The sequence below is a fragment of the Marinobacterium sp. NO-S09 genome (assembly GCF_059179545.1).
The window spans coordinates 257,663-281,525 of sequence record NZ_CP168954.1 but is presented as its reverse complement, the minus strand read 5'-3'; the positions used below and the strand labels follow the sequence as shown (position 1 = coordinate 281,525).

Below are 23,863 nucleotides of genomic sequence, written 5' to 3'. Positions count from 1 at the left end.
GTATGTATTTTGCACCAGTTACGGTTTCTATTCTAATGATCGCTTTATTGCTGTTGCGAAGATGTCAGGTGTAAAGGGCGTTTGGGTTGGGCAGGTGGCGCAGAAACAAAAAAGCCCCGCTTACGCGAGGCTCTTGTGAAATTTTGGTGTCCGGGGGTGAAATCGAACGGGGCCGCCTTCGGTTACCGATATGGGGATCTTCAATCCCTTCTGGAAGCTGTGCATGGTACAGGCACAGGGTTGGCGGTTCCAAAAGGCAGAAACAAAAAAGCCCCGCTTACGCGAGGCTCTTTTGTGAAATTTTGGTGCCCGGGGGTGGAATCGAACGGGGCCACCTTCGGTCACCGAGACGGGGATTTTCAATCCCTCCTGGAAGATGTGCATGATCGAAGCACTGGGTTGGTGGTTCCAAAAGGCAGAAACAAAAAAGCCCCGCTTACGCGAGGCTCTTTTGTGAAATTTTGGTGCCCGGAGGCGGAATCGAACCACCGACACGGGGATTTTCAATCCCCTGCTCTACCGACTGAGCTATCCGGGCAACGGGGGCGTATTAAACCGGAAACCCCCTGAACGGTCAAGCAATAATTTGAAATTATTTTTCCGGCGGTACGTAACCGTCAGCCTTGTCGTACTCTTCGCCCGACAGGAACTTCTCCATCTCCTGCTGCAGGTACTTGCGGCTTTCCGGGTCCATCAGGCTCAGGTGCTTTTCATTGATCAGCATGGTCTGGTGGTCGGTCCACTCCTGCCAGGCTTTTTTGGATACATTGTCGAAAATGCTCTGGCCCAGTTCGCCGGGGTACGGCGGACGCTCCAGGCCTTCCAGTTCCTGTTTGTATTTGCGGCAGAAAACGGTGCGTGTCATGTCGATCTCCGGTGTCAGCTGGCGTAGCGCTCAAGCAGTCGCTTGACCGGGGCTGCCAGACCAATATTTGCGGGTTGGTCCACGTTATACCAGAGTGCCGGCGCGCCTTCCATGACAGAGTTTGTAGGGCTTTTCAGCGTCACTCTGGCCGGGGTGATGTCCAGATGGTAGTGACTGAAGGTGTGGCGCAGCGGCTCCAGCACTTCAGTGGCATCAGGCTCCAGCTCGACCCCCAGTGTCGCCGGCGCATCGCGCAAGTCAGCTACTTCCGGCAGGCTCCAGAGCCCGCCCCAGATGCCGCTGGGTGGTCGTTGGTGCAGCAGTACTTCACCGGCGTCGTTGCGGATCATCAGCATGAGCGTCTGCTTGACCGGCAGGGTTTTCTTCGGCCGTGGTGACGGCAACTTGTCGGTCAGGCTCAGTGCTTTGGCTTCACAATGCGACTGCAGTGGGCACAGCAGGCAGCTGGGCTTGCTGCGGGTGCAGAGGGTTGCGCCCAGGTCCATCATCGCCTGGGTGTAGTCGCCCACGCGCTGGTGCGGAGTGTTGCGTTCGGCGTAGCCCCACAGCTCTTTCATCACGGCAGGCGAGCCGGGCCAGCCTTCGATGGCGTAGAAACGCGCCAGCACTCGCTTGACGTTGCCATCCAGAATGGCGGCGCGGTTGCCGGTGGAGATGGAAACGATGGCACCGGCAGTGGAGCGGCCTATACCGGGCAAGGCTTCCATGTCGTCTACTGTTGTCGGGAACTCGCCGCCGAGCTCGCGGCTGACGATGCGGGCGGTCTTGTGCAGGTTACGTGCACGGGCGTAATAGCCCAGCCCGGTCCAGAGGTGCAGCACTTCGTCCTGCTCGGCATCGGCCAGGTCGTGCACCGTGGGAAAGCGTTCGATGAAACGTTCGAAATAGGGGATAACGGTTTTCACCTGGGTCTGCTGCAGCATGATCTCGGAGATCCAGGTGAAATAGGCGGTTTTTTCCGCCTGCCAGGGCAAATCATGGCGGCCATGCCGGTCAAACCATTCCAGCACGGCAGTGTGAAACTGATCAGGTGTCATTGTCCGAAAAGCCCCTTCAGCAGCTTGCCTGCGCCCTCTTCGCCCAGCTTATCCTTGAGTTTCTCTTCCAGTTTTTCGTTCACTTTTTCTTCTACCTTGCGTTTGGCTTCGGCCTTGAGGATATCGGTGATGAAACGGGTATCCAGACGGCAGAGTTTGGCGGGCTCATCGTAGAAGCTGCCTTTACAGTCAACGGGAACTTCCAGCCCTTCCAGACGGTTGTTTACCGAGCAGCTCTCGTTGAACAGATTGTTCTCCACGGTCGCCCCGACGCGATAATTCAGCGTCTGCTGCGGCAGGTTGATACTGCCCTTGCCGGCGACACTGATGGCATCCAGCTTTGCGCTCAGGTCCTGGTTGCTGACCACGCCGTTGCGGATAGCGAAGCTGGCGCTCATATCGGCGAAGGGCGTGGATTTGTCCACCTGTTCGGCATCCACCCAGAAGGCGGATACATTATTGATGCCCTGACACAGGGACTGGGCCGCATCGATACCGTTAATCACACCTTCTGCCATTTGAATACGAGCGTTGCCATTGAGGGAGTTCACCCAGGCGTGGATGGATTGGCCGCTCATGCTCAGATCGGTGCTGGCGCTGAACTTGCCGGCCAGGGTGTCGTTATTGGCCAGGGTTTGCAGAGCTTCGCCCATCTCCAGGTTGGTCAGCTGTTTGTTGACGCTTACTTTCAGTGGTGCCTTACGGGCATCGATACGGGCACTGGCCTTGGCCTGCCCCGAAAATACCTTAGCGTTGAAACGGGTCAGCTGGATCAGGCCGGCATCGGCACTCAGGCTCAGTCCCGGCTGGCCCAGTTCGATACCATTGATGGTGAGGCTGTCCATATCCAGGACGGCATTCAGGTTCAGCGCGCGCAGGGGCTCCAGCGGCACGATCTCATCCTTGGGCCACTCCTGGGGTGTCCTGGTGGCCGGGGTGTCCTCTTCGCTTTGCTTCGGAGTATTGTCAGCGGTTGCCTTGGGTGGCAGGTAATGATCGACGTTCAGGTCGTTGCCTTTCAACTTGAGCCCAATGGCCTGGGTCGTCAGCGCCAGGCTGGCTTCGCCGTCCAGTTGAGTGTCATCGAGCTTGAGCGTCAGTGGCTTGAGACTGATAGCGTCGGCGGTGCCGTTAATGCTGGCGCTGAAAGACAGGTTGGTCAGTGCCTTGTCGTTGGCGGTTTCGGGCGCTGCCTGGCCCAGTTTTTCCAGTAGCTGCTTAAGATTGATACTGTTGCTGCTGATCTGACCGGTAATCTGCGGCTGGCTGAAGTTTTCCACATTGAGTTCGCCATCGACCTGGACCGGGTCCGACTTGATTTGCAGGTCGTGGATGGCCAGATGTTGTTCATTGAGGCGAATGTCCAGCTTACTGGCCGCCAAAGCTGCTTGCAGCTCGGCAGGCAGGCTTGCGCCCTGCAGCAGCTGAAAGCGGGTGCTGAGGTCGGAGAGCTGGTAATGCTGACGGGTCAGGTTCAGCAGAACATCGGTATCCAGCTCGACCTGAGAGCTCAGCTGCAACTGATCACTGGCAAACTGGCGCAGGGCAAATGACAACTCCAGTGGAATGGCCTGTTCGGTGCTGATGCGACCGGTGGTCAGGTTGAGTTCGGCAAGTTCAGAACGGGTGCCGCTGCCTTCATCGGTGAAACTCAAGGCCGAATTGCGTACTTCAATGGCTTCGATGTTCAGGGCCAGCGGGGTGGGTTCGGTCGAACTGCCAGTCGAGGTGTCGGATGCGCTCTCACTGGCTGGTTCAGCACTGCTGGGTGCCGCCGGCTGCCAGTTATTGCTGCCATCGGCCTTCTGTACCAGGTTCAGGCTGAGACCATCCACCAGCAGGCGGTTCATCTGCAGTTCCTGTCGCAGCAGTGCGGGAATACTGACGGAGACTTCAACGCGCTGCAGGCGTCCGACCTGAGGCTGTTCTGGGTAACCCACGCCAACGGCGTTCAGTTCCAGCGCCAGCCAGGGGAAAAAAGACCAGCCGATATCACCATCCAGCTCCAGCTCGACACCGGCGTTATCCAGCGCCGTCTGGCGGATATCATCCTTATAGTCATTGGGGTCGATCACCATTGCCAGCACCGTCAATGCGACGCCTACCAGTACTACCAGCCCCAGTAGCAGGCCAAAAATCCACTTGAATGCTTTCATGACGAGGTCCCGTTGTTTCCCTGCACATTAGACACCGGCAGTATAGCGGATCTGACTTGCCGATTGGCATGGGTGGATGAGCCTGCCGTTACGGTGCCGTTGGATGTATAATGAGCGCTTTCGGAAACCCCAGGCGGAGAGAAAAATGGCCGAGCGCAAAGCCCAGGTAACCCGCAATACGTTGGAAACGCAGATTACCGTAGCGGTTAACCTTGATGGCACCGGACAGCTGGACGTGGATACTGGTGTCCCCTTTCTTGATCACATGCTGGATCAGATTGCCCGACATGGCCTGATCGATCTGGAGATCAGCGCGATCGGCGACCTGCATATAGATGACCACCACACGGTTGAAGACATCGGCATCACGCTGGGTCAGGCGTTCAAGCAGGCCGTAGGCGACAAGAAAGGCATCTTCCGTTACGGCCACGCCTTCGTGCCGCTGGATGAAGCCCTGTCCCGTGTTGTTATCGACTTCTCCGGCCGTCCGGGCCTGGAAATGGATGTGGAGTTCACCCGTGGCCGCGTCGGCAGCTTCGATGTGGATCTGTTCTCCGAGTTTTTCCATGGCTTCGTCAACCACGCCATGGTGACCCTGCACATCGATAACCTGAAGGGCAAAAATACCCATCACCAGGCGGAAACCATCTTCAAGGCCTTTGGCCGCGCACTGCGCATGGCGCTGGAAGTCGATCCGCGTGGCAAGGGCATGATGCCGTCTACCAAAGGGTGTCTCTAAGCGATGAGCAGTATTGCAGTAATTGACTATGGTATGGGCAACCTGCACTCCGTTGCCAAGGCGCTGGAGCATGTGCAGCCCGGTGTAGAAGTCCGTGTGACGGCTGACCCTGAACAGGTGCGCACAGCTGACCGCGTGTTGCTGCCTGGTGTTGGCGCCATTCGTGATTGCATGGCTGAAATCCGACGTCTGGGCGTGGATGCTGAGGTGCGCGAGGCGATCGCCTCCGGCAAGCCTTTTCTGGGTATCTGTGTTGGCTACCAGGCACTGATGCAGTTCTCCGAGGAGAACAACGGCGTCGATTGTCTGGGTGAATTTGAAGGGCGAGTCAATTTCTTTGGCGATGACCTCAAGGATACCGATGGCGAGCGTTTGAAAGTGCCCCATATGGGCTGGAACCAGGTATACCAGACGCAGGATCATCCGCTCTGGGCCAATATCGAAGACGGCAGCCGTTTCTACTTCGTGCATAGCTATTACGTGAAATCGCAGCAGAACGACCTGGTCGCCGCGACTTGCAACTATGGTGTGGACTTCGACGTGGCCATCGCTCGCGATAACGTCTTTGCGGTGCAGTTCCACCCGGAGAAAAGCCAAAAGGTAGGCCTGCAACTGCTGCAGAATTTCCTTAACTGGAATGGCCAGCCTTGAGCTAAACATTCGCCCGACAACTTTTAGAGACTGATTCCGGATTCAACCCTTATGCTGATTATTCCCGCGATTGACCTCAAAGATGGTGCCTGTGTACGCCTGCGTCAGGGCCGCATGGATGACTCCACTGTATTCTCCGATAACCCGGTTGAGATGGCCGCCAAATGGGTCGAGGCCGGTTGCCGTCGTCTGCATCTGGTTGACCTCAACGGTGCCTTTGCCGGCGAGCCGGTTAACGGCGAGATCGTTAAAAAGATCGCCGAAGCCTATCCGGATCTCCCGATTCAGATTGGTGGCGGCATTCGCTCTGCCGAAATCATCCAGGCTTACCTGGATGCAGGTGTTGAGTTCGTCATCATCGGTACCAAGGCGGTGAAAGAGCCGGACTTCGTGACCGAGATGTGCAAGCAGTTCCCGGGCCACATCATTGTGGGTCTGGACGCTCAGGACGGTTACGTGGCGATTGATGGCTGGGCTGAAATCACCGACGTTAAAGCGGTGGATCTGGCCAAGCGCTTCAAGAACGATGGCGTCAGCGCCATTGTCTATACCGATATCAGCCGTGACGGCATGATGCAGGGTGTGAACGTGGATGCCACGGTTGAGCTGGCCCGTGAAGCGGGCATCCCGGTGATCGCATCTGGGGGCGTCACCAACATCGACGATATCAAGGCGCTGGCTGAAGTGGCGGATCAGGGCATTCTGGGCGCCATAACCGGCCGTGCCATCTATGAAGGTACGCTGGATGTGGCCGAAGCTCAGACCCTGAGCGACGAGCTGACCGCCAAGTAAGAGGACCGGATATGGCACTGGCAAAACGCATTATTCCCTGCCTCGACGTGGAAAACGGCCGAGTGGTGAAAGGGGTGAAATTCCTCGATATCCGTGATGCCGGCGACCCGGTGGAAGTGGCCAAGCGCTACGATGAGCAGGGTGCCGACGAGATCACCTTCCTCGATATTACCGCGACCCACGAAGGCCGCGACACCATGGTACATACCGTGGAGAAGATGGCGTCACAGGTGTTTATCCCGCTGACCGTTGGTGGCGGTATCCGTACCTGTGAAGACATCCGCACCATGCTCAATGCCGGTGCCGATAAGGTATCGATCAACAGCGCGGCGGTGAAAAATCCTGACTTCGTACGCGAAGCAGCGGAAAGATTTGGTAGCCAATGTATCGTTGTGGCGATCGATGCCAAGAAGGTCAGCCAGCCGGGCGAGCCGGACAAGTGGGAGATCTTCACCCATGGTGGCCGCAAGCCGACCGATCTGGATGCGGTTGAGTGGGCGAAGAAAATGGTTGAGCTGGGTGCCGGCGAGATTTTGCTGACCTCCATGGATCAGGATGGCGTCAAGAGCGGCTATGATATCGGCGTCACCCGCGCCATCAGCGAAGCCGTACATGTGCCGGTGATCGCCTCCGGAGGTGTGGGGAATCTGGACCATCTGGTGGAAGGCTGTATCGAAGGCAAGGCGGATGCGGTGCTGGCGGCATCGATCTTCCACTTCAACGAGTACAGCATTCCGCAGGCGAAAGAGTACATGCGCGAACGCGGGATTGAAGTCCGCCTTTGAGTAATCAGGCTATTTGAAAAACGTTATCGAGGCCGCCGAGGCAAGGCAAAAACAGGCGAGAAAGCGCAGTTTAGTGAACTAAATGAGCATTTTGAGCCTGTTTTTAACGATGTCCTCGGTAACGCAGATAGTTTTTCATTAGCCTGTGTTAGAACTCGTAGCTTAACCCCACTTCATACTTCATCTTGTCCTCATCGGGGCCGTTCAGATCGCGCTCCACCTTGAATTCAAACTCGAACCCCGGCATCGGTGTTTCGTATTCCAGCTGCACGCGTGCCTGACAGCGCTCCTCATCTTCCCATTCCCAGCGGTGAGTGTCGCTGTCACGTTCCGCCTTGTTTTCCCGTTGCCAGGTGGGACCGAAAGTCACTTCCCAGCCATCCACCGGCGGAATCCAGTTGAGCCAGAGACTGGCTTCGTACTGCAGCTCCTGCTCGGCATCCTCTTCACGTGCACGGGCCGAGTCATACCATTGCTGGTAGCGCTCGTGCTTTACCTCCAGCCGGGGCGTTACAAACAGGCTGCTGACAGGCGTCATGTATTCGCCCTGCAAGCGCAGGCGTGTTTCGTAACCGGCGCCGCGGCCAGCTCTGGGTTTGGCATCTTCTGCCAGACTGGTGGCCTTGTATTCAATATCGAACAGGCGGTCATGATAGCCCTGTATCCGCCAATGATAGCCCCCCAGTGCGCGGCCAATTTCCCAGTCAAAGCCCAGACCGATAATCGGGGTGTTCTGCCATTCGGTCCGGCTTTTGTCTTTTTTCAGTGAGTCATCCTCGCGGTACTCCTTTTTGGTATCGCGGGTTCGCTCATATTGCATGCCCAGTCGGGCTTGCCACTCCAGACGTTCATTGACCGGCTGGTTCAGCAGGAACAGGGTTTTGCTTTCGTATTTTTCCTTGCGCCGATAATCGCGCTCGTCGAACTCGCCATCGTTGTACTTGATGGTGTTGCTGGATGGGGAGCGGTTGTACTCCAGGTCCGTCTTGAGCTCCAGGTCCATGGCCTGTGCCAGCATGGGCAGACACAGGCTAAGAAGTGGCAGTGTGTACTTCATCGGTTGTTTCCAATAGGGCTTTCAAGTCGTTATAGGGCATGGGGCGGTAAAGGCCGAACCCCTGGCCATAACGGCTGCCGAGGCGGCGGTAACATTCCAGCTGGGAGTCCGTTTCGATGCCTTCGGCAACCACCTGCAGCTGCATGGACTCGGCCAGTGTCAGTACGGTTGCGACCAGTGAATTACTGCTGTCCGGCTTGAGGTCACGGGTAAAACTGCGATCTATCTTGAGGCCGTCAATGGGTAGCTGGTGCAGGTAACTCAGCGAGGAATACCCGGTACCAAAATCATCAATCCAGATATTCATGCCGGCATCCTTCCACTGCTTGAGTGTCTGGCGGCAATCATCCAGATGGCGAATCATGCTGGTCTCGGTCAGCTCTATGCTCAGGCAGTAGTCCGGCACCTGCTCACGCTGTTTCAGGTCGGTTAGGAAGTCGCGCGTACTTTCCTGATGCAGTGCTGCGCCGGAGATATTGATCGAAATGGCAAACCCCGGCTTCAGTGCCTGCAGGGTCAGCAGGTCACGTACGGCCTGCTGGGCCACCCATTGGGTGACGGGCTCGATCAGATCGGAGTCTTCTATTACGGGAATAAATAGCCCGGGCGGGATCATGCCCCGTTCGGGGTGATTCCATCGCAGCAGGGCTTCGGCGGCACGGATGCGGTTGGTGCTCAAGTCGACCACCGGCTGGTATTCCAGGTGGAAATGGCCCTGGTCCAGTGCGGTGCGCACCCCCTGAATGGTTTCGATACGTTGCTGCAGCTGGTGATTCATTTGCATGGAGAAGAAGGCGTACTGATTACGCCCGCTCTGCTTGGCCGCATACATGGCAATGTCGGCATGCTTGAGAATCTCGCTGCTGCTGTTACCGTCGTCCGGATAGATAGTGATGCCGATGCTGCTGGAAATGTTGAAGTAACGGCCATCGATCAGGAAAGGCTCATCCAGTGTCTGAGCAATACGTCGTGCGAGCTCCGATAGCTGCTCGGTATGCTGGAGGTCCGGGTACAGCGTTACGAATTCGTCGCCACCCAGGCGTGCCAGCAGTGGCTCCTCTGTGTCGGGGGCGAAAATATCCATCTCTATCAGCAGGTTGCGCAGACGTGCGGCCGCCTCGAACAGCAGCAGGTCGCCCATGTCGTGGCCCGCTGTATCGTTGACCTCCTTGAAGTGGTCCAGGTCAATAAAGACAACACCCATGCGCTGCTGATTCTGGCGGCTAAGCTCCAGCAGGCGTTCAAGTGACTGCTGGAACCAGTGCCGGTTGGGCAGCTGGGTCAGGTTATCCAGATAGGCAAGCTGGGTGGTTTGGTGGTGGCTTTGTTCCAGGCTCAGGCGCATCCGCTCCAGTGCATTGCCAAGCAGGCCCAATTCGCCGGACTGGGCCACACCAAAGCGGACACTGCGGTCACCCTCACCAAAGGCGATGCTCTTCTGTGTCAGTTCCTGCAGCGGTGCAAACTGGTGACGACAGAAGCGGTACATGAACCAGATTGTCACGGCCAGAACCAGCAAGGCGATCAGAAACAGCTCATTGAAGGTGTTTTCTGAGGTGGCTTCCGCGCTGGCACCGATCACTTCGCCATGACGGTCCAGCGCGGTCAGTGCTCGGGTGAAGTCCACACCCAGTGCCAGGTAGCCAGAGCGTTGGCTGGAGGTCATCACCGGCTGCAGCAGATGCAGGGTTTGACCGTGCCAGGCGTAGTGCAGGTCGGACTCAGGTGACAGTGGAGTGAGTGACTTCATGGCGAGGCCAAACTCGGGGATGGTCTCGCTGCCGTCGTGGATTAACCGGCCTTCACGGCTGAACAGGTAAGCATACTCAAGGCTGCGGTGCTGGCGGACCAGCGACAGCTGTTTTTCGATAGCACTGAGATCCAGATGATAGAGAGGGATGCTTAGATGAGAGCTCAGGGTTCGGGACAGGAGCTGGGCGTCTTGTTCCAATTGCGCCCGCAGGGCTTCTGCCAACTGCTGTTTACCCTGCTGAATGGTGTCTTCTGTAAAACGGTTCAGGCTGTGGTGCAGAGTCACCAGCATGATTGCGACCAGAATGCAGGCCAGCAGGGTAAACCCCAGCGTCAGCCGGTTAGCCAACGACGTCAATATGCGTACTTTCATGGCAGGATGCTCAGGTCCAGCTGTTGTAATAGCGTTGTGTGTTCCTGAGTGACTGGCGTCAGGCGTTCGGTCTGTTCATAGCGTGCCAGCAGGTTTGCGTGCTCCTCAGGGTTCAGCGATAGCAGCGCCTCCTTGAGAGCCTGGCGCTCTTCACGCGAAAGTGCTGAAGTTGCCAGTTCAAAAGCCCTTGGATAAGCCGCAGAGCGATGGATGATGCGCATGGCCTGTTTAGGGCCTTCAGGCAAACGCTGTGGGTGCTGCCAGTCGCCGTCGTTGAGGCTGCCGGCGGTGACGATCGATTTGTGTACCCAGAGCAGATTGTTACGTTCATTTCGGCTGAAAATATAGCCAACCTTGTCCGGTGCGACGCTACTGGTGGGGGTATCCAGCTGTTGCAGGTTCAAGCCAGCCTCCTTCATTACAAAGGCGGGCAGGTAATAACTGCTGAACGAGTTCGGGTGTTCAAAGGCAACACGCTGTCCCTGCAAATCCGCCAGGGTTTCTACCGGGCTGTTCTTACGCACATAAATCAGGCTGCGATATTCTTCCTGACCACGTTTCCACTTCAGCGCTACCGGGCTGGCCAACCCGGCCTGGACCAGTTTGGCGGAGGTCAGAGCAGTCTCCGACACCCAGTGCACCCGGCCCTGGCGGATGGCAGACATGAGGGATTCCATATCCGGGAAAAGCTCTACATCGGCTCGGTCGTAACCCAAGTGCGCCAGCAAGGGCTGAATGTGGTCGGCCATGGGTCTTAGTTGGCGGAAGTCTTTCTTGGGGCGGTCACTGATCTGGGCCAGCACCAGTGTCTTGGCTGATGCCGGCAGTGAGGACAACATCAGCCCAAGACAACAGAGCAGAGTGACCGTCGGGTGCAGCAGGAGGCGTGTCATCATGGCCGGTACGCTTGGAGTAGTCATTATCAGGTTGATCCTACTCGAGAGGCCTGTTTTATACCATAGTTCCAACATGCCGATGACTGCTGTCTTGATCCAGAGAGGCTATGAATAAGTCAATGGCATCTCAGGCTTAAGGGCCAGGCTGAGTCGCTATAGACTTGTTCACAACTCTCCTAGTCTGGCCTTATTCGAAGAAAGCGGGCAAAGCGAGGCTTGCCATGACGGGTCAGGCCGTTATATCTGAAGGTGATGGTACTTCCGATAGGTGGTGGGTCGGCGCGTTCGGCATCGCTGAAGCCGGAACCGATTTTCAACCGGGTGCCATCCTCCAGCTCGACCTGAACTGAACCCAGCATACCGGTATATTTACCCTTGCCCGGCAGATGCGCCAGCACTTTGGCATCGGCATCCTGAAAGGGTTTCAGCTTGCGAATGTCGGCCGTACGCTGCAACTGATAGAGTGCGTTGGCACGGTGCAGCATCAGTCCTTCACCGCCTTTGGCCAGAACCTGCTGTAACCGAGCCTGCAAGGCAGCTTCATCAAGGCCCGAGTATTGCGGGACAAGCTTCAGGTTGAGCGGGACGGGATGACTCTTTAGCAACTGTTGCAAACGCTGCTGACGGCCGGCGAAGGTGTCGGGCCACTGGGGCAGATCAAACACCATAAAGCGTACGTCTTGCCAGTCATCGGGTTGGGTATCGTAACGCTGAACCAGTCCGGACAGCCGGAAAAATTGGCCATATCCGATCCACAATTCGCCTTCAAGATGCTGGCCTGGCCAGCCATCTGTAAAGCCGGGTGGCGTATGAATGGGGTAACCGCTGCGGGTCAGGAGTTGCTGACCGTTCCAGTAGGCGCGTACACCATCGAATTTTTCACTGACCAGCCAGTTGGCAAGGTCTTCCGGTTGGCTGAGCTGGTCGCCGATCTCCATGCCGTGCATGAGAGTCAGTTCCGCGTCAGCCTGGGCAGGCACAGCCACCAGGCCAGCCAGTATCAGGGCAGGATATTTGAGCATTGTTCTCTCCTTGAATGAAAAGCCGGTCGATCCGTGACCGGCACATAACAAAAAGGGCTGCCGAAGCAGCCCTTTTTGGGTTCAGGCGATCATCATATTACTGCAGCATATGATCGATAGCGGCCTGGATTTCGTCGTCAGAACAGTCAGCGCAGGTGCCGCGCGGCGGCATTGCGTTGAAACCGTTGATGGCGTGAGACAGCAGAGTCTCCATGCCTTTCTCGTCCAGACGCAGCTGCATTTCGTTGGTGCCGAACTTCGGTGCACCCAGAACGCCGCTGGCGTGGCAGGCAGCACACTTGCCAGTGTAGATCTCTTCACCGGAGCGAGCACCGCCGGAAGATGCCGGAGCCGCTGCAGCAGCGCCACCACAGCTGTCGTCGCCCTGAACACATACAGAACCTGCCGGTTTGATGCGTTCGATAATGGCTTCATCGGTAGCTGCCTGAACGGACGCAGTCAGCGCCATACCCAGACCGAATGCACAGAGTGCGGATGCAGCTTTGGCAGCAAATTTTTTCACAGTCACGACCTCATCACTTGAGTAAGTTGTCGGAGCAGTGATGCCTGGCTGAAGGCCTTGGAGTGCCTGTGGCTGGGACCTGATGCAGACATGACTGCGCTCTCAAAATCTGATCGGGGATTATACCGGCAAAAATGCCCGTACGGAAATTGCGCTAAAACAGCATTCGATCTTTCTGTCGATTGCCGGCTGCAAAAGCTTCTATTTATGGCGTTATGCAGCTCCGAACGGGGCATGTATAGCCTGGATTTTGCCAGCATGACCGAGCCTGCGCCTTTTTCGTCGGGATCAACTCCAGGGGCAGATCACAACCAGAGTAGCACCTCAGGTTAGCCTGGCCAGTGCGGCAGGGCCCTTGAATAAGCAATGACAAGACTATTACGGAGAACTTGCAAAGCGCTGCCGAACAGGTAACATTGCTGCCCGCAAACACTTCCATTGGCGCCTGTAGCTCAGCTGGATAGAGTAGCAGGTTCCGATCCTGTTGGTCGGGGGTTCGAATCCCTCCAGGCGCGCCATTTTTATGTGAAGATGCTTTGCGCGATTGGATTGGCTCTTGGGTCATTCAGTTAAAGTGCCGGTATAGCTCAGTTGGTAGAGCAACTGACTTGTAATCAGTAGGTCCCGAGTTCGACTCTTGGTGCCGGCACCATTTACAGGGTATTCCTCGATAGCTCAGTTGGTAGAGCAGTAGACTGTTAATCTATTGGTCGCTGGTTCGAGTCCAGCTCGAGGAGCCATCCTGATGCGGAGCGGTAGTTCAGTTGGTTAGAATACCTGCCTGTCACGCAGGGGGTCGCGGGTTCGAGTCCCGTCCGTTCCGCCACTTCATTTATCCCATATCCATGGGCTCGATTTGTTACCTCTCCCGTTGAAAAGCGTTTTTACTGTGCTCTAACGCCTGATGCCCGGGATTGATCTGCCGGCTGTAAAATAATCGAAATACTCCGACGTTAGGCTCAGGGTTTGCCTATTGCCTGACTTTTTCTGGGAGATTTTGATGCGAGTACTCAAAACAGCCATTCTGGGCGGCCTTGTCGCTGCAATCACTGCCTGCACCACCGGTACCAAAACCGAACAGTCCGCTGCGCAGATGGATCTGAACAACGAAGACCTGTACGAAGTTCACCACGATGGCCGAGTACATGTGTTCGATGATCTGGCCACCTACAAACAGTACCTGGAAGTGGGTGAAACCTCCTTCCGCCAGACCTTTATCGGTGCTGGCCCCAAGGGCGAGACCCTGGTATTCGGTGTCACCGGCGCAGACAAAAAGAAAACCTACGACAAGATTGCCGGCTACAACCTGTACCACGGTAACCTGAAGCCGGCGGAAGGGTTCTATGGCGAAATGCGCATGGAGGGCCGCATCTACATTTTCGATAGCCTGGCCGACATGGAAGCTGTCCGTGCCACGGGTGAAGCACCGCTGCGTTTTACCCAGATCGGCGCGGGTCCCAAAGGCGAGACGCTGGTGTACGTGCTGCGCAGCGACAATAAAAAGCAGAAGCCGGTTGAGCTGATGCAGGCGTTCAAACAGCACAACATGTAATGTGGTCTGGTCAGGTAGCCTGCTCGATGTACAGGCTACCTGCGCTGTTCACGTGCCTGTGCCGGCAACGGCAGCCAGTATGCATCCTGGACTTTGTCCAGTGATGGCAGTCGCCAGGGGGCGGACAGGCGAATTACCTGATACCCACGGTTATTGATCAGGGACAGGGCCTTCCTGATTTCAGGCCGGGAAAAAAACAGGCTGTTAAAACGGCCACTTCTCCATAAGCGCTCCAACCCCACCTGTAAACGCTCGGCCAAGGCATGATTTTCCTTGTGGACAAAGAAGTAGATCGGCCCCTTGTAGACCAGCAGGAGTTTTGAGCTGATACTGAGATCCTGCCCCAATGGGCTGTTCAGCTCGTCCCAGACTTCCATCACGCTGCGTGGGAAATAATCGGCGCGTCCTCTTCGCAACATGTCGAACAGACTTTCATACCGGCTTGATGTCAGCACGGGCAGACCATTGTGTCGCAGGATTCGGGTATCCGGCCAACCGGCTCCTTGTACAGCGGTCAATGCACTGAGCGCTTTGACGCTGTCGATGTCATTGAATATCTGCGTTTTGTTTTTTGGCACCAGGGGGACACGAACGGCCAATAATCCTCGCATGAGTGGAAATGGCACCGGATGCGCCAGGTGCTCGCGACGAATGCTGCTCATGCCCCAGAAAATGTCCAGACCCTGCCCCGAGCTGACCAGCTCGAAAGCACGTTGATGGGAGGTGCCGGTTTCGGACCTGATCAGCTCAAAGGAGCCGTAATCATGACGCGTTTCTTCCAGTGCCATGTTCAGAAGGGTTAGAAAATAGCTGTCTCGAGCGTCATTGGTACTCTCGCTTTGTCGGTAGTGGATGCTTAGCATTTGAGCCTGGATATTGCTTGCCCAGCAAAGGGTCAGTGCCAGCAGCAGGACTGTCAGGCGTTTGGAGGCCATGGGACACCTTTTTCTAACAGGCTGCTAACCTCGGCAACCGGCAATGGGCGGCTGAACAGGTAGCCTTGCATCAGGTCGCACTCCAGCGTTTGCAGCAGGCTGGCAATTTCGGCTGTCTCCACGCCTTCAGCAACAACTTTTAAACCTAATGAGTGTGCCAGTTCGGTAATGGTTCGCGTCAGGGTCAGTAAGCGTTCTTCCCGCATAATATCCATGATGAAAGACTGGTCGATTTTCAGTAATTCAAAAGGATAGCTGCTGAGATAGTTTAATGAAGCGTAGCCACTGCCAAAATCATCGATGGCCAGTTGGATACCCTGTGACTGCAGGCTGTTCAGTTTGTGTAATACCTGATCACTGGACTGGAGCATCAACTGCTCAGTGACTTCCAGCTTCAGAGCTTGTGGGGATAAGCCCGCAAGCTGAAGCGCATTGGCGACCATGGATTCGAACGCCGGGTCCAATAGCTGTAGAGGCGAAATGTTGACGCTGATTTTGAGCTCAGGCACCAATTGACGCCATTTGGCCAGTTGCAGGCAGGCGGTCTGCATGATCAGCTCACCCAGTTCGACAATCTGTCCACCGTCCTCTGCTGCAGCGATAAATTCCGGAGGCGGAATATAGCCCAGCTCGGCATTGTGCCAGCGTGCCAGGGCTTCAAAGCTGACAATGCGGCCGCTCGTGGCATCGATGAGCGGTTGATAGTACAGATCAAGTTCTTCTAGCACTGTTCCGGTGTTGAGCAAACTCTGAATCTTCAGTTTGCGTGAGGCGACTCCTTCCATGGATGGGTCAAAGAAGCAGTGTCGAATACGAGCGCGCTGGTTCTCGGCTTGCTGTAAGGCAGAAAGAGCGCGCTGGTAGAGTGTATCCACATCCTCGCCATCCTGGGGATAAAGCGCCACGCCGGCATAAAAGCCGCAGTCGATGTTCTGCCGCTGCAGCTGGATCGGTTGTGCCAGCAGGGCACGTACCTGTTCCAGCATACGTAACAGATAAGCGTTCCCTTCCTGGTGCAATACCTGTACACACAAAAACTGATTATCCGCACTGCGTGCCAGTTGGGCATCATCCGGCAATGACGTATCCAGCAGCTCGGAAACGCCCTGTACCAACTGGTTGGCAAATTCGCTGCCAAAGGATTCCTTGACCGCTTTATAGGCTTCCAGAGAAAAGGTCACCATCGCAACGCGCAGGCCTTCGCTCCCGGCTTTTGTCAGCAGGCCCCGGGCTTCCTTGAGGCCCACCTGCAGATTGGGCAGTCCCGTCAGGCTGTCATGTTCCAGCAAGTGACGGGCCTGGTCGCGCGCCAGGCGCAGCTCACTGATATCCGTGGTGGTGACAAGAATCAGCTCTTCGCTGCCGGTGTGATAGAACAGGCAGCGGGTACTGAGCCAGCGTGGATGCTTTTTGTCGGGCCAGAAACGCTCATTTTTCCAAAGGCTGGTGTGTTTTAGTCTGTCCAGCCACTCAGGAAACTGCTCATCGGGTGCAATGACGTGTAACAGCTGCATCAGGTGGTTACGAGCCTCAAAGTAGTTTTCATAGGCTGAATTGCTGTACACCCGTATGCCATTGTCAGCGTTGAAAATGGCGATGGCAGAGGGACTGCTGTTGGCGGCCATGAACACACGCTGCATTTCGCTTTGCATGTTGTGGATTTCGTCCAAACCACTGCGAATACGCAGGCGCATGTTTTCGAGCGCGTCACACATACTGCCCAGCTCATCGGGATGAGAAATGCGCCGCTTCAGTTGGAAAGGGGTGTTCAGATCATCGGTGCTGAGAGTCATGGCGGTGCGGTAGAGTGTGCGCAGGTGCCGAAACAGGAAGAAGTGCAGAATGGCGAGTATGAGGAAGGATACGATCAGTGTCTTGCCCGCTTGCAGAGCCAGTGTCTGCAACGCCTGGTGTTTGAGGTTGGCGAGAATAAAGCGTTGATCAATCCAGATGTCCAGCTCGCCCAGAGGCACTTTCTGACCGGCGAAGTGATAGGTGATTGCATACCGTCGTTGGCTGACCCAGGGACTTTCGATGTCTGTGCCTGCCGAGTAAACCTTCAATTCCGAGGTTAAAAGCTGTGCTTTGTTGATGAAGGGAAGGCGAGTCAAGGAGCGAATGTTTTGCTTTATGAGTGGTTCATCCAGGCGCCAGAGTGACTCTCTCAGGTCGTCCAGAAACATCACCTCGGCATCAGCCAGGCGTTCTTCAAGCACTTGAGTATCAGACAGGTAACGCGCGTAGAGTTGAACGCTGGCCACGGCCAAGGCTACCAGGCTGCTGCAGACCAGGATTGCTGCCAGTACTTTTAGTGAGAGTCGCCGCTCCTGCAGCAACCTCTTGAACGGCTTTGGCATAGCCTCATCATCTCCCGTTATATCGTTTAAACATTAGGGGATGATGAGGCCAGTGTACAGAGAGGTTAGCGGTCGCCACCGATCATGCGACCTATGCCGCCCAGGACTGACCCTTCGCCCTGGTCACTGCCGCCGTTGGAGGGTGCGTGGGCCAGTATGCGATCGGCCATGCGTGAGAATGGCAGGCTCTGTAACCAGACGGTGCCGGTACCTTTCAGGGTGGCCAAAAACAGGCCTTCGCCACCAAATACCATTGATTTAAGGCCTCCTGCACGCTGGATGTCGTACTCGACGCCTTCGGTAAAACCAACCAGGCAACCGGTATCCACGCGCAGGGTTTCGCCCTTCAGCTCTTTTTTGATCACGGTACCGCCGGCCTGAATAAAGGCCATGCCATCCCCTTCAAGGGTTTGCAGGATAAAGCCTTCGCCGCCGAAAAAGCCGGCGCCGATACGGCGGTTGAAGGTGATGCTGACTCGGGTACCCAGTGCGGCGCAGAGGAAGGCATCTTTCTGGCATACGATGCGTTCACCCAGCTCAGCCATATTAAGCGGCACGATATTGCCCGGATAAGGCGCTGCAAAAGCAACGCGGCGCTTGCCAATGCCCTGATTGGTAAAGTGTGTGGTAAAAATGGACTCGCCGGTGAAAACCCGTTTGCCGGCTGAAAAAAGCTTGCCCATAATACCTTCATCCGGGTTGGAGCCATCGCCCATGCGTGTCTCGAATTGGATGTCTTCTTCCATGTAGGTCATGGCGCCGGCTTCGGCGATAACGGTCTCGTTGGGGTCCAGCTCCACCTCGACCAATTGCATTTCAGAGCCGATCAGCTCGTAGTCCAGTTCATGACAGCGCATCGTCGTGCTCCTGCTAAGTGGGTAGGCGTTTATCATGCCGCTCACCGGGTGGGGTAGCAAGGCACTGTTCGACCTGTGATAGAGCCGATATACTCAAACGAATGTTTTGGGTCCGCATCGCATTGAAAAGGAGACATCAGTGGCATCGACCGGTGCAAAACTAATGGCAGAAGAGCCGCAGCTGGATGTATTGATGGCGCGTCAGCCCATCTATACCAAAAGCCAGGACGTGGTAGCCTTCGAGCTGCTGTTCCGTGACTCTGAAGGCCGCTTTGTTGAAGGGCTTAAGGACGAGGAGGCCACCCTGGGTGTCCTGCTGGGTACCTACTCCAGTATCTTCAAGAAAGGCGCCATCCGGTCCGTACCCTGCTTCCTTAAAGTGACCGACAGCTTCCTGCTCAATAATGATGTGCCTGAGTTGCCACGTGAGAGCTTTGTGCTGGAGCTGCTGGGGCATTCCGACATTACCCCGGAGCTGATCAGCCGCGTGAAAGGGCTGGCACGTCAGGGCTATCGTCTGGCACTGGCCGACTATGACCCGCGTGATCCCAAGTTCGAGCCTCTGCTCAATATTGTGCATGTGCTCAAGCTGGATATTCAGCTGCTGGGCATGGATAACATTCCTGCGCTGCTGCAGCGTTTGCGTCCTTATCAGCTGGAGTTGCTGGCGGATAAGGTGGAGACTCAGGACGAATTTCGCCGCTGTCTGGAGATGGGCTTCGCGCTCTACATGGGGTATTTCCTCAACAAGCCGGAGCCGGTGAAAGGCAAGAAGATCACCGGTAACAAGGTGGTGCTGCTGCAACTGTTGGCAGAGCTGCAACGGCCGGCCGCGACGGCTCAGTCGATCGAACAGGTAGCCCTGCATGACCCTGCCCTCACCTACCGTATTTTGCGTGTGGTGAACTCGGCGGCCTTCAACCTGCAGCGTGAAATCAGCTCTTTGTCCCATGCCATTTCCCTGCTCGGTGTGGACCAGATCAAGCGCTGGGTGATGCTGTTCCTGACCAGCAGCGACAGCAGCAAGCCGGATGAATTGACCCGCAACATGCTGATTCGAGGCCGCTTCTGTGAGCTGCTGGCGGAGATGATGGGGCGTGATGAGCCGATCAATCACTTTATTGTTGGCCTGTTGTCACAGTTGGATGTCCTGCTCGACATGAGCATGGATGATCTGATGGACCAGGTGCCACTGCAGCAGGAGATGAAAGACGCCCTGCTGAGTCGGGAGCATTCCTACGGTGAGTTGCTTAAACAGATCGAATTCTATGAGCGTGGCCAATTCGACCAGCTCAACACCGGTCTCGACCGACCCTTCTATGAAGTGGCCTATCGCCACAGCCTGAACTGGGCACAGCAGATCCTGCAGGCGATGCAGGACGGTTAATGCCCGAACTACTAAGTTTGATTCCCGCCGACCTGCTGCCACTGGATGCTTTATTGCTGGTGGCAATGGCGGGTTTGACCTCGCTCATGACCGCCACTCTGGGTATTGGCGGGGGTGTCTTGCTGTTGGTGATCATGGCGCAGCTGGTGCCCATTGCCGCACTTATCCCAGTGCATGGCCTTGTCCAGTTGGGGTCTAATGCCAATCGCGCCGTCATGACGCGTCAGCATATCGACTGGCCATTGAGTCGGCGCTTTCTGATAGGAGCTGCCTGCGGTGCTGCGCTGGCGTCACTGGTGGTGGTACAGCTGCCGCTGGAACTGATTCAGCTGGCCGTAGGCGGCTTCATTCTGTGGATGATCTGGGGGCCCAAGCCTGCAGCCAAGACGTTGTCACCGCTGAAAACCCTGATGGCCGGTGGCCTGACGACCTTCTTTTCCATGTTTGTCGGTGCGACCGGGCCGCTGGTTGCGGCTTTTGTACACCGTCACAGCCATGACAAAATGCAGACAGTAGCGACCTTCGCCACCACCATGACCGGTCAGCACCTGCTCAAAGGTGTGGTGTTCTCGGTGGTGGGGTTTTCCTTTGCCGACTGGCTGCCACTGATAGTCGCGATGGTGCTCAGCGGCATGTTGGGCACCTGGATCGGGTTGAACCTGCTGCACCGGGTATCATCGGTCTGGTTCAATCGCCTGTTCCGTGTGGTTGTGACCCTGCTGGCGCTACGGTTGCTGTGGCAGGCGGGCGAGACCCTGCTCCCCCGCCTGCTGGGTTAAATCTGACATCCGGATTCAGACCGGCTGCAGGTTGGCAAAGCCTACCACCAGCCATTTGCTGCCCACCTCTTCAAAGTTCACCTGCACCCGTGCCTTGGGGCCGCTGCCTTCAAAGTTGGTGACCATGCCCATGCCGAATTTCTGATGCATCACCGCCTGCCCCAGCTTAAGATCGGTGCTGGGTACTTCGGCGCTGGACAGGGATGAGCCGCCACCGAACAGGCTGCTGCCGCTGTCAGCCTGGGCGCCATAGGGGCGGCGTACACTGGCGTTGAGGCGTACCTCTTCGATCAGCTCAGCGGGAATTTCGTTGACGAAGCGGGATGCCCTGTTGAAGGTTTCCTTGCCGTGCAGGCGGCGGGATTCGGCATAGGTCAGATGAAGCTTCTGCATGGCACGGGTCAGGCCGACGTAGCAGAGGCGGCGTTCTTCTTCGAGACGGCCCGGCTCTTCCGCCGACATGCTGTGCGGAAACAGGCCCTCTTCCATACCCGCCAGGAACACCAGCGGGAACTCCAGACCCTTGGCCGAGTGCAGCGTCATCAGCTGCACGCTGTCGGTGTTCACATCGGCCTGGGTCTCGCCGGCATCCAGTGCCGCCTGATCCAGGAACGCAGCCAGCGGTGAGTTGAAACCCTCTTCGTTGTCTTCCTGCCACTGACCGGCAAACTGCCGGGTAGCGGTGACTAGCTCTTCCAGGTTTTCGATGCGAGACTGGGCTTTCTCGCCCTTTTCCTTCTCGTGATGCTGGATCAGTCCCGAGTGCTCGATCACATGCTCGGTCTGCTCGTGCAGCTCCACCTCGCGGGTGCCGGAATCAAGCTGGTTGATCAGGTCGATAAATGCCTGGAGGGCGTTGTTGGCGCGGGCCGGCAGCGTGCGCAGCTCGGTGATTTCATTGGCGGCGCGCCACATGGAGACGTTTTCACCACGGGCATGCTCACGAATGGCTTCGATGGTACGGGTGCCGATGCCACGGGTGGGCACGTTGATGACGCGCTCCATGGCAGTGTCGTCATCACGGTTTGCCAGCAGGCGCAGGTAAGCCAGCGCGTTCTTGATCTCCAGACGGTCGTAGAAGCGCTGGCCACCATAGATGCGGTAGGGCATGCCGGCACGGATCAGCATCTCCTCCAGTACACGGGACTGGGCATTGGAGCGGTAGAGAATGGCTGACTCGTCGCGGCGGTTGCCGTCATCGACCCACTTCTGGATCTGGTCGACAATAAAACGGGCTTCGTCCTGTTCGTTGAAGGCGCTGTAGAGGGAGATGGGCTCGCCCTCGCCCAGCTCGGTCCATAGCTGTTTGCCCAAACGGCCGAAGTTGTTCTGAATGACCGCGTTGGCCGCTTGCAGAATGGTGCCGGTGGAGCGGTAGTTCTGCTCCAGGCGGATGGTTTCGGTACCGGGGAAGTGTTCTTCCAGGTGCTGGATGTTCTCGATGCGGGCACCACGCCAGCCGTAGATCGACTGGTCGTCATCGCCCACCGCCATCAGCTTGTTCTCGCCTTCACACAGCAGGCGCAGCCAGGCGTACTGGATGGCGTTGGTATCCTGAAACTCGTCCACCAGGACATAGCGGAAGCGCTCGCGATAGTGTTTCAACAGTTGGGGCGCGCGGTCACGCAGCAGCTCCAGTGCGCGCAGCAGCAATTCGCCGAAGTCGATCATGCCGCCACGTTCGCAGGCATCCTCGTAGGCTTCGTACACCCGAATCATCATGGTCTGGTAGGGGTCGCCGGTACGCTCGATGTGCGCGCTGCGCAGGCCTTCATCCTTCTGGCCATTGATAAACCACTGGAACTGGCGTGCCGGCCAGCGGCTGTCGTCCAGATTCATCTCTTTGCACAACCGTTTGAGCAGGCGCAGCTGGTCGTCGCTGTCCATGATCTGGAAGTTGTCGCGCAGGCCGGCATCACGCCAGTGGGCACGCAACAGTCGGTGCGCCAGACCATGGAAGGTGCCGACCCACATGCCATGGGTGTTGATGCCCAGCAGATGTTCAATACGCCCGCGCATCTCTCGTGCGGCCTTGTTGGTAAAGGTCACCGCCATGATCGAGTAGGGTGAGAGGCCTTCGGTCTCGATCAACCAGGCGATGCGGTGCACCAGTACACGGGTCTTGCCGGAACCGGCACCGGCCAGCACTAGCAGGTTTTTCAGATCAGCGGACACTGCCTGCCGCTGGGCGTCGTTGAGCGAATCGATGATATGTGTAACGTCCATGGGACCTGCCGAATTGAAACCTGGGTTGAAGCGAGAGTCGCGTGCGGGAAATGCAGTCAGTATACCAGCCCCGGGTGCTCTGCCTGAACTCTCGGACAGCCGGGGCTGGGTAATGTCTTAGCCAGCGGGGCTGATACTGGCTGGCTGGGCGATGCGATTGAGCAGAATGCGGCGCAATTCGTCCGGATCCTTGAGCCGCATCTCCGCGCCCTGCCGCGATGCCTGTTCCACGCCGAGCCAGGGAATCAGGCGTGACAGCCAGAAACGCATGGCGGCGGTTCGGGTCAGCTTGGGCCAGGCAGCGCACTCTTCATCGCTGAAGGGACGGACACCGGCGTAAGCTCGGGTCAGTGCCTGTTCGCGTTGAGGGTCTACATTGCCCTGTGCATCGGTGCACCAGTCGTTGGCGACGATGGCCAGATCGAACAGCAGAAATGCGGTGGCGGCGTTATAAATATCCAGAATGGCTTCCAGACGATCACCGGCGAACAGTGCATTGTCATGGAAAAGGTCACCATGAATAGTGCCCAGCGGCAGGCCGAAGGGCTGGTCACGCAATTCGTCGAACAGGGCCACTTCCTGACGCAGCAGCTCCGCATCTTCGGGCTTGAGCAGATGCTGGATCGCCTGACTTTCTCGGCGCCACCAGAAAACACCGCGCTGTGCCTGACGGCGCAGGTAAAACTCTTCACCGGCCAAGTGGAAGCGTGCCAGAGCTGCACCGATTTCGGCACAGTGCTCAGGTGTTATCTCCGCACGCTCTACATGCTGGCCGTGGAAGCGGGGTTGGAAGAATGCGGGTTTGCCGCCGAGCTGCTTCAGGGCAATACCATTTCTGTCCTTGATCGCGAAGGGTACGGGTACTTGACGTGCCTGTAGCCATTGCCCCAGCTCTACGAAAAAGGGCATTTCGTCGTAGCCGAGCTCTTCAAAGAGTGTCAGCACGTAGTCGATCTGGCTGCCATCCTGCTCCAGAGTGACGAAATAGTTGGAGTTTTCGATGCCGCCTTCGATGCCCTTGAAGTCAACCAGCTGGCCGAGGCTATAGTCCTCGAGCAGGGCTTCAAGTTGTGGACGGCTGATATGGGTGTATACGGCCAA

20 protein-coding genes and 5 tRNA genes are annotated in these 23,863 nt (G+C 56.8%); 11 read left to right on the top strand and 14 right to left on the bottom strand.

Annotated elements, in window-relative coordinates; genetic code table 11:
* Positions 1-462 precede the first annotated feature (462 nt).
* The 4 genes from O3C79_RS01470 to O3C79_RS01455 all read right to left on the bottom strand — a co-directional run bounded on the left by O3C79_RS01470 (position 463) and on the right by O3C79_RS01455 (position 4,079).
* Positions 463-538 (bottom strand) — tRNA-Phe (locus O3C79_RS01470).
* A 54-nt stretch (positions 539-592) separates the two neighbouring features.
* Positions 593-865 (bottom strand): oxidative damage protection protein, encoded by a 273-nt coding sequence (locus O3C79_RS01465; RefSeq protein WP_010324417.1) that lies wholly within the window; start codon positions 863-865, stop codon positions 593-595.
* Positions 866-879: 14 nt separating this feature from the next.
* Positions 880-1,923, bottom strand: a complete 1,044-nt coding sequence (mutY, locus tag O3C79_RS01460; RefSeq protein WP_494384537.1) for an A/G-specific adenine glycosylase — start codon at positions 1,921-1,923, stop codon at positions 880-882.
* Positions 1,920-4,079: an AsmA family protein gene (locus tag O3C79_RS01455; protein WP_494384536.1), complete on the bottom strand. Its 2,160-nt coding sequence runs from the start codon at positions 4,077-4,079 to the stop codon at positions 1,920-1,922. Before O3C79_RS01455 ends, mutY begins: the two co-directional genes overlap by 4 nt.
* Before the next feature lie 145 nt (positions 4,080-4,224).
* Between O3C79_RS01455 and hisB the strand changes: the two genes are divergently transcribed.
* The 4 genes from hisB to hisF are packed head-to-tail and all read left to right on the top strand — an operon-like array spanning position 4,225 to position 7,046.
* On the top strand, positions 4,225-4,818 hold the full coding sequence (gene hisB, locus O3C79_RS01450) for an imidazoleglycerol-phosphate dehydratase HisB (protein ID WP_494384535.1): 594 nt from the start codon (positions 4,225-4,227) through the stop codon (positions 4,816-4,818).
* Positions 4,819-4,821: 3 nt separating this feature from the next.
* Positions 4,822-5,469: an imidazole glycerol phosphate synthase subunit HisH gene (gene hisH / locus O3C79_RS01445; protein ID WP_494384534.1), complete on the top strand. Its 648-nt coding sequence runs from the start codon at positions 4,822-4,824 to the stop codon at positions 5,467-5,469.
* Between the two features lie 51 nt (positions 5,470-5,520).
* Positions 5,521-6,261, top strand: coding sequence for a 1-(5-phosphoribosyl)-5-[(5-phosphoribosylamino)methylideneamino]imidazole-4-carboxamide isomerase (gene hisA, locus O3C79_RS01440; RefSeq protein ID WP_494384533.1), 741 nt, complete (start codon positions 5,521-5,523; stop codon positions 6,259-6,261).
* Between the two features lie 11 nt (positions 6,262-6,272).
* A complete protein-coding gene (gene hisF / locus O3C79_RS01435) occupies positions 6,273-7,046 on the top strand; it encodes an imidazole glycerol phosphate synthase subunit HisF (RefSeq protein WP_494384532.1) in 774 nt (257 codons plus the stop codon).
* Between the two features lie 148 nt (positions 7,047-7,194).
* On the opposite strand, the gene O3C79_RS01430 is transcribed toward hisF, so the two are convergent.
* The 5 genes from O3C79_RS01430 to O3C79_RS01410 form a co-directional block, all read right to left on the bottom strand.
* Positions 7,195-8,103: a hypothetical protein gene (locus O3C79_RS01430; protein WP_494384531.1), complete on the bottom strand. Its 909-nt coding sequence runs from the start codon at positions 8,101-8,103 to the stop codon at positions 7,195-7,197.
* Entirely contained in the window at positions 8,078-10,228 is a 2,151-nt protein-coding gene (locus tag O3C79_RS01425) for a putative bifunctional diguanylate cyclase/phosphodiesterase (RefSeq protein WP_494384530.1), read from the bottom strand. The genes O3C79_RS01430 and O3C79_RS01425 overlap by 26 nt, the downstream gene beginning before the upstream one ends.
* Positions 10,225-11,148: a phosphate/phosphite/phosphonate ABC transporter substrate-binding protein gene (locus O3C79_RS01420; RefSeq protein ID WP_494384529.1), complete on the bottom strand. Its 924-nt coding sequence runs from the start codon at positions 11,146-11,148 to the stop codon at positions 10,225-10,227. Before O3C79_RS01420 ends, O3C79_RS01425 begins: the two co-directional genes overlap by 4 nt.
* 152 nt (positions 11,149-11,300) lie before the next feature.
* Positions 11,301-12,146, bottom strand: a complete 846-nt coding sequence (locus O3C79_RS01415) for a DNA ligase (RefSeq protein WP_494384528.1) — start codon at positions 12,144-12,146, stop codon at positions 11,301-11,303.
* Between the two features lie 97 nt (positions 12,147-12,243).
* Complete coding sequence (locus O3C79_RS01410) at positions 12,244-12,669, bottom strand: c-type cytochrome (RefSeq protein ID WP_494385767.1); 426 nt, start codon at positions 12,667-12,669, stop codon at positions 12,244-12,246.
* A gap of 441 nt (positions 12,670-13,110) precedes the next feature.
* Here O3C79_RS01410 and O3C79_RS01405 point away from each other — a divergent pair.
* The 5 genes from O3C79_RS01405 to O3C79_RS01385 all read left to right on the top strand — a co-directional run bounded on the left by O3C79_RS01405 (position 13,111) and on the right by O3C79_RS01385 (position 14,221).
* Positions 13,111-13,187: transfer RNA gene (locus O3C79_RS01405), tRNA-Arg, on the top strand.
* A gap of 58 nt (positions 13,188-13,245) precedes the next feature.
* Positions 13,246-13,321, top strand: a tRNA-Thr gene (locus tag O3C79_RS01400).
* Positions 13,322-13,333: 12 nt separating this feature from the next.
* Positions 13,334-13,409 (top strand) — tRNA-Asn (locus O3C79_RS01395).
* 9 nt (positions 13,410-13,418) lie between these two features.
* A tRNA-Asp gene (locus O3C79_RS01390) sits at positions 13,419-13,495 on the top strand.
* 174 nt (positions 13,496-13,669) lie between these two features.
* The gene (locus O3C79_RS01385) at positions 13,670-14,221 is read left to right on the top strand and encodes a hypothetical protein (protein ID WP_010324405.1); all 552 of its coding nucleotides are present in this window, start codon (positions 13,670-13,672) and stop codon (positions 14,219-14,221) included.
* 35 nt (positions 14,222-14,256) lie between these two features.
* Here O3C79_RS01385 and O3C79_RS01380 read toward each other — a convergent pair whose 3' ends face one another.
* The 3 genes from O3C79_RS01380 to O3C79_RS01370 form a co-directional block, all read right to left on the bottom strand.
* A complete protein-coding gene (locus O3C79_RS01380; protein WP_494384527.1) occupies positions 14,257-15,156 on the bottom strand; it encodes a hypothetical protein in 900 nt (299 codons plus the stop codon).
* Complete coding sequence (locus O3C79_RS01375; protein WP_494384526.1) at positions 15,138-17,513, bottom strand: bifunctional diguanylate cyclase/phosphodiesterase; 2,376 nt, start codon at positions 17,511-17,513, stop codon at positions 15,138-15,140. Before O3C79_RS01375 ends, O3C79_RS01380 begins: the two co-directional genes overlap by 19 nt.
* Positions 17,514-17,578: 65 nt before the next feature.
* Complete coding sequence (locus tag O3C79_RS01370) at positions 17,579-18,370, bottom strand: TIGR00266 family protein (RefSeq protein WP_494384525.1); 792 nt, start codon at positions 18,368-18,370, stop codon at positions 17,579-17,581.
* Between the two features lie 139 nt (positions 18,371-18,509).
* Between O3C79_RS01370 and O3C79_RS01365 the strand changes: the two genes are divergently transcribed.
* The gene (locus O3C79_RS01365; RefSeq protein ID WP_494384524.1) at positions 18,510-19,757 is read left to right on the top strand and encodes an EAL and HDOD domain-containing protein; all 1,248 of its coding nucleotides are present in this window, start codon (positions 18,510-18,512) and stop codon (positions 19,755-19,757) included.
* On the top strand, positions 19,757-20,536 hold the full coding sequence (locus O3C79_RS01360) for a sulfite exporter TauE/SafE family protein (protein ID WP_494384523.1): 780 nt from the start codon (positions 19,757-19,759) through the stop codon (positions 20,534-20,536). The genes O3C79_RS01365 and O3C79_RS01360 overlap by 1 nt, the downstream gene beginning before the upstream one ends.
* 15 nt (positions 20,537-20,551) lie before the next feature.
* Here the strand turns inward: O3C79_RS01360 and uvrD are convergent, their stop codons facing one another.
* Positions 20,552-22,762, bottom strand: a complete 2,211-nt coding sequence (gene uvrD, locus O3C79_RS01355; protein WP_494384522.1) for a DNA helicase II — start codon at positions 22,760-22,762, stop codon at positions 20,552-20,554.
* Positions 22,763-22,879: 117 nt separating this feature from the next.
* Positions 22,880-23,863 (bottom strand): homoserine kinase, encoded by a 984-nt coding sequence (locus O3C79_RS01350; protein WP_494384521.1) that lies wholly within the window; start codon positions 23,861-23,863, stop codon positions 22,880-22,882.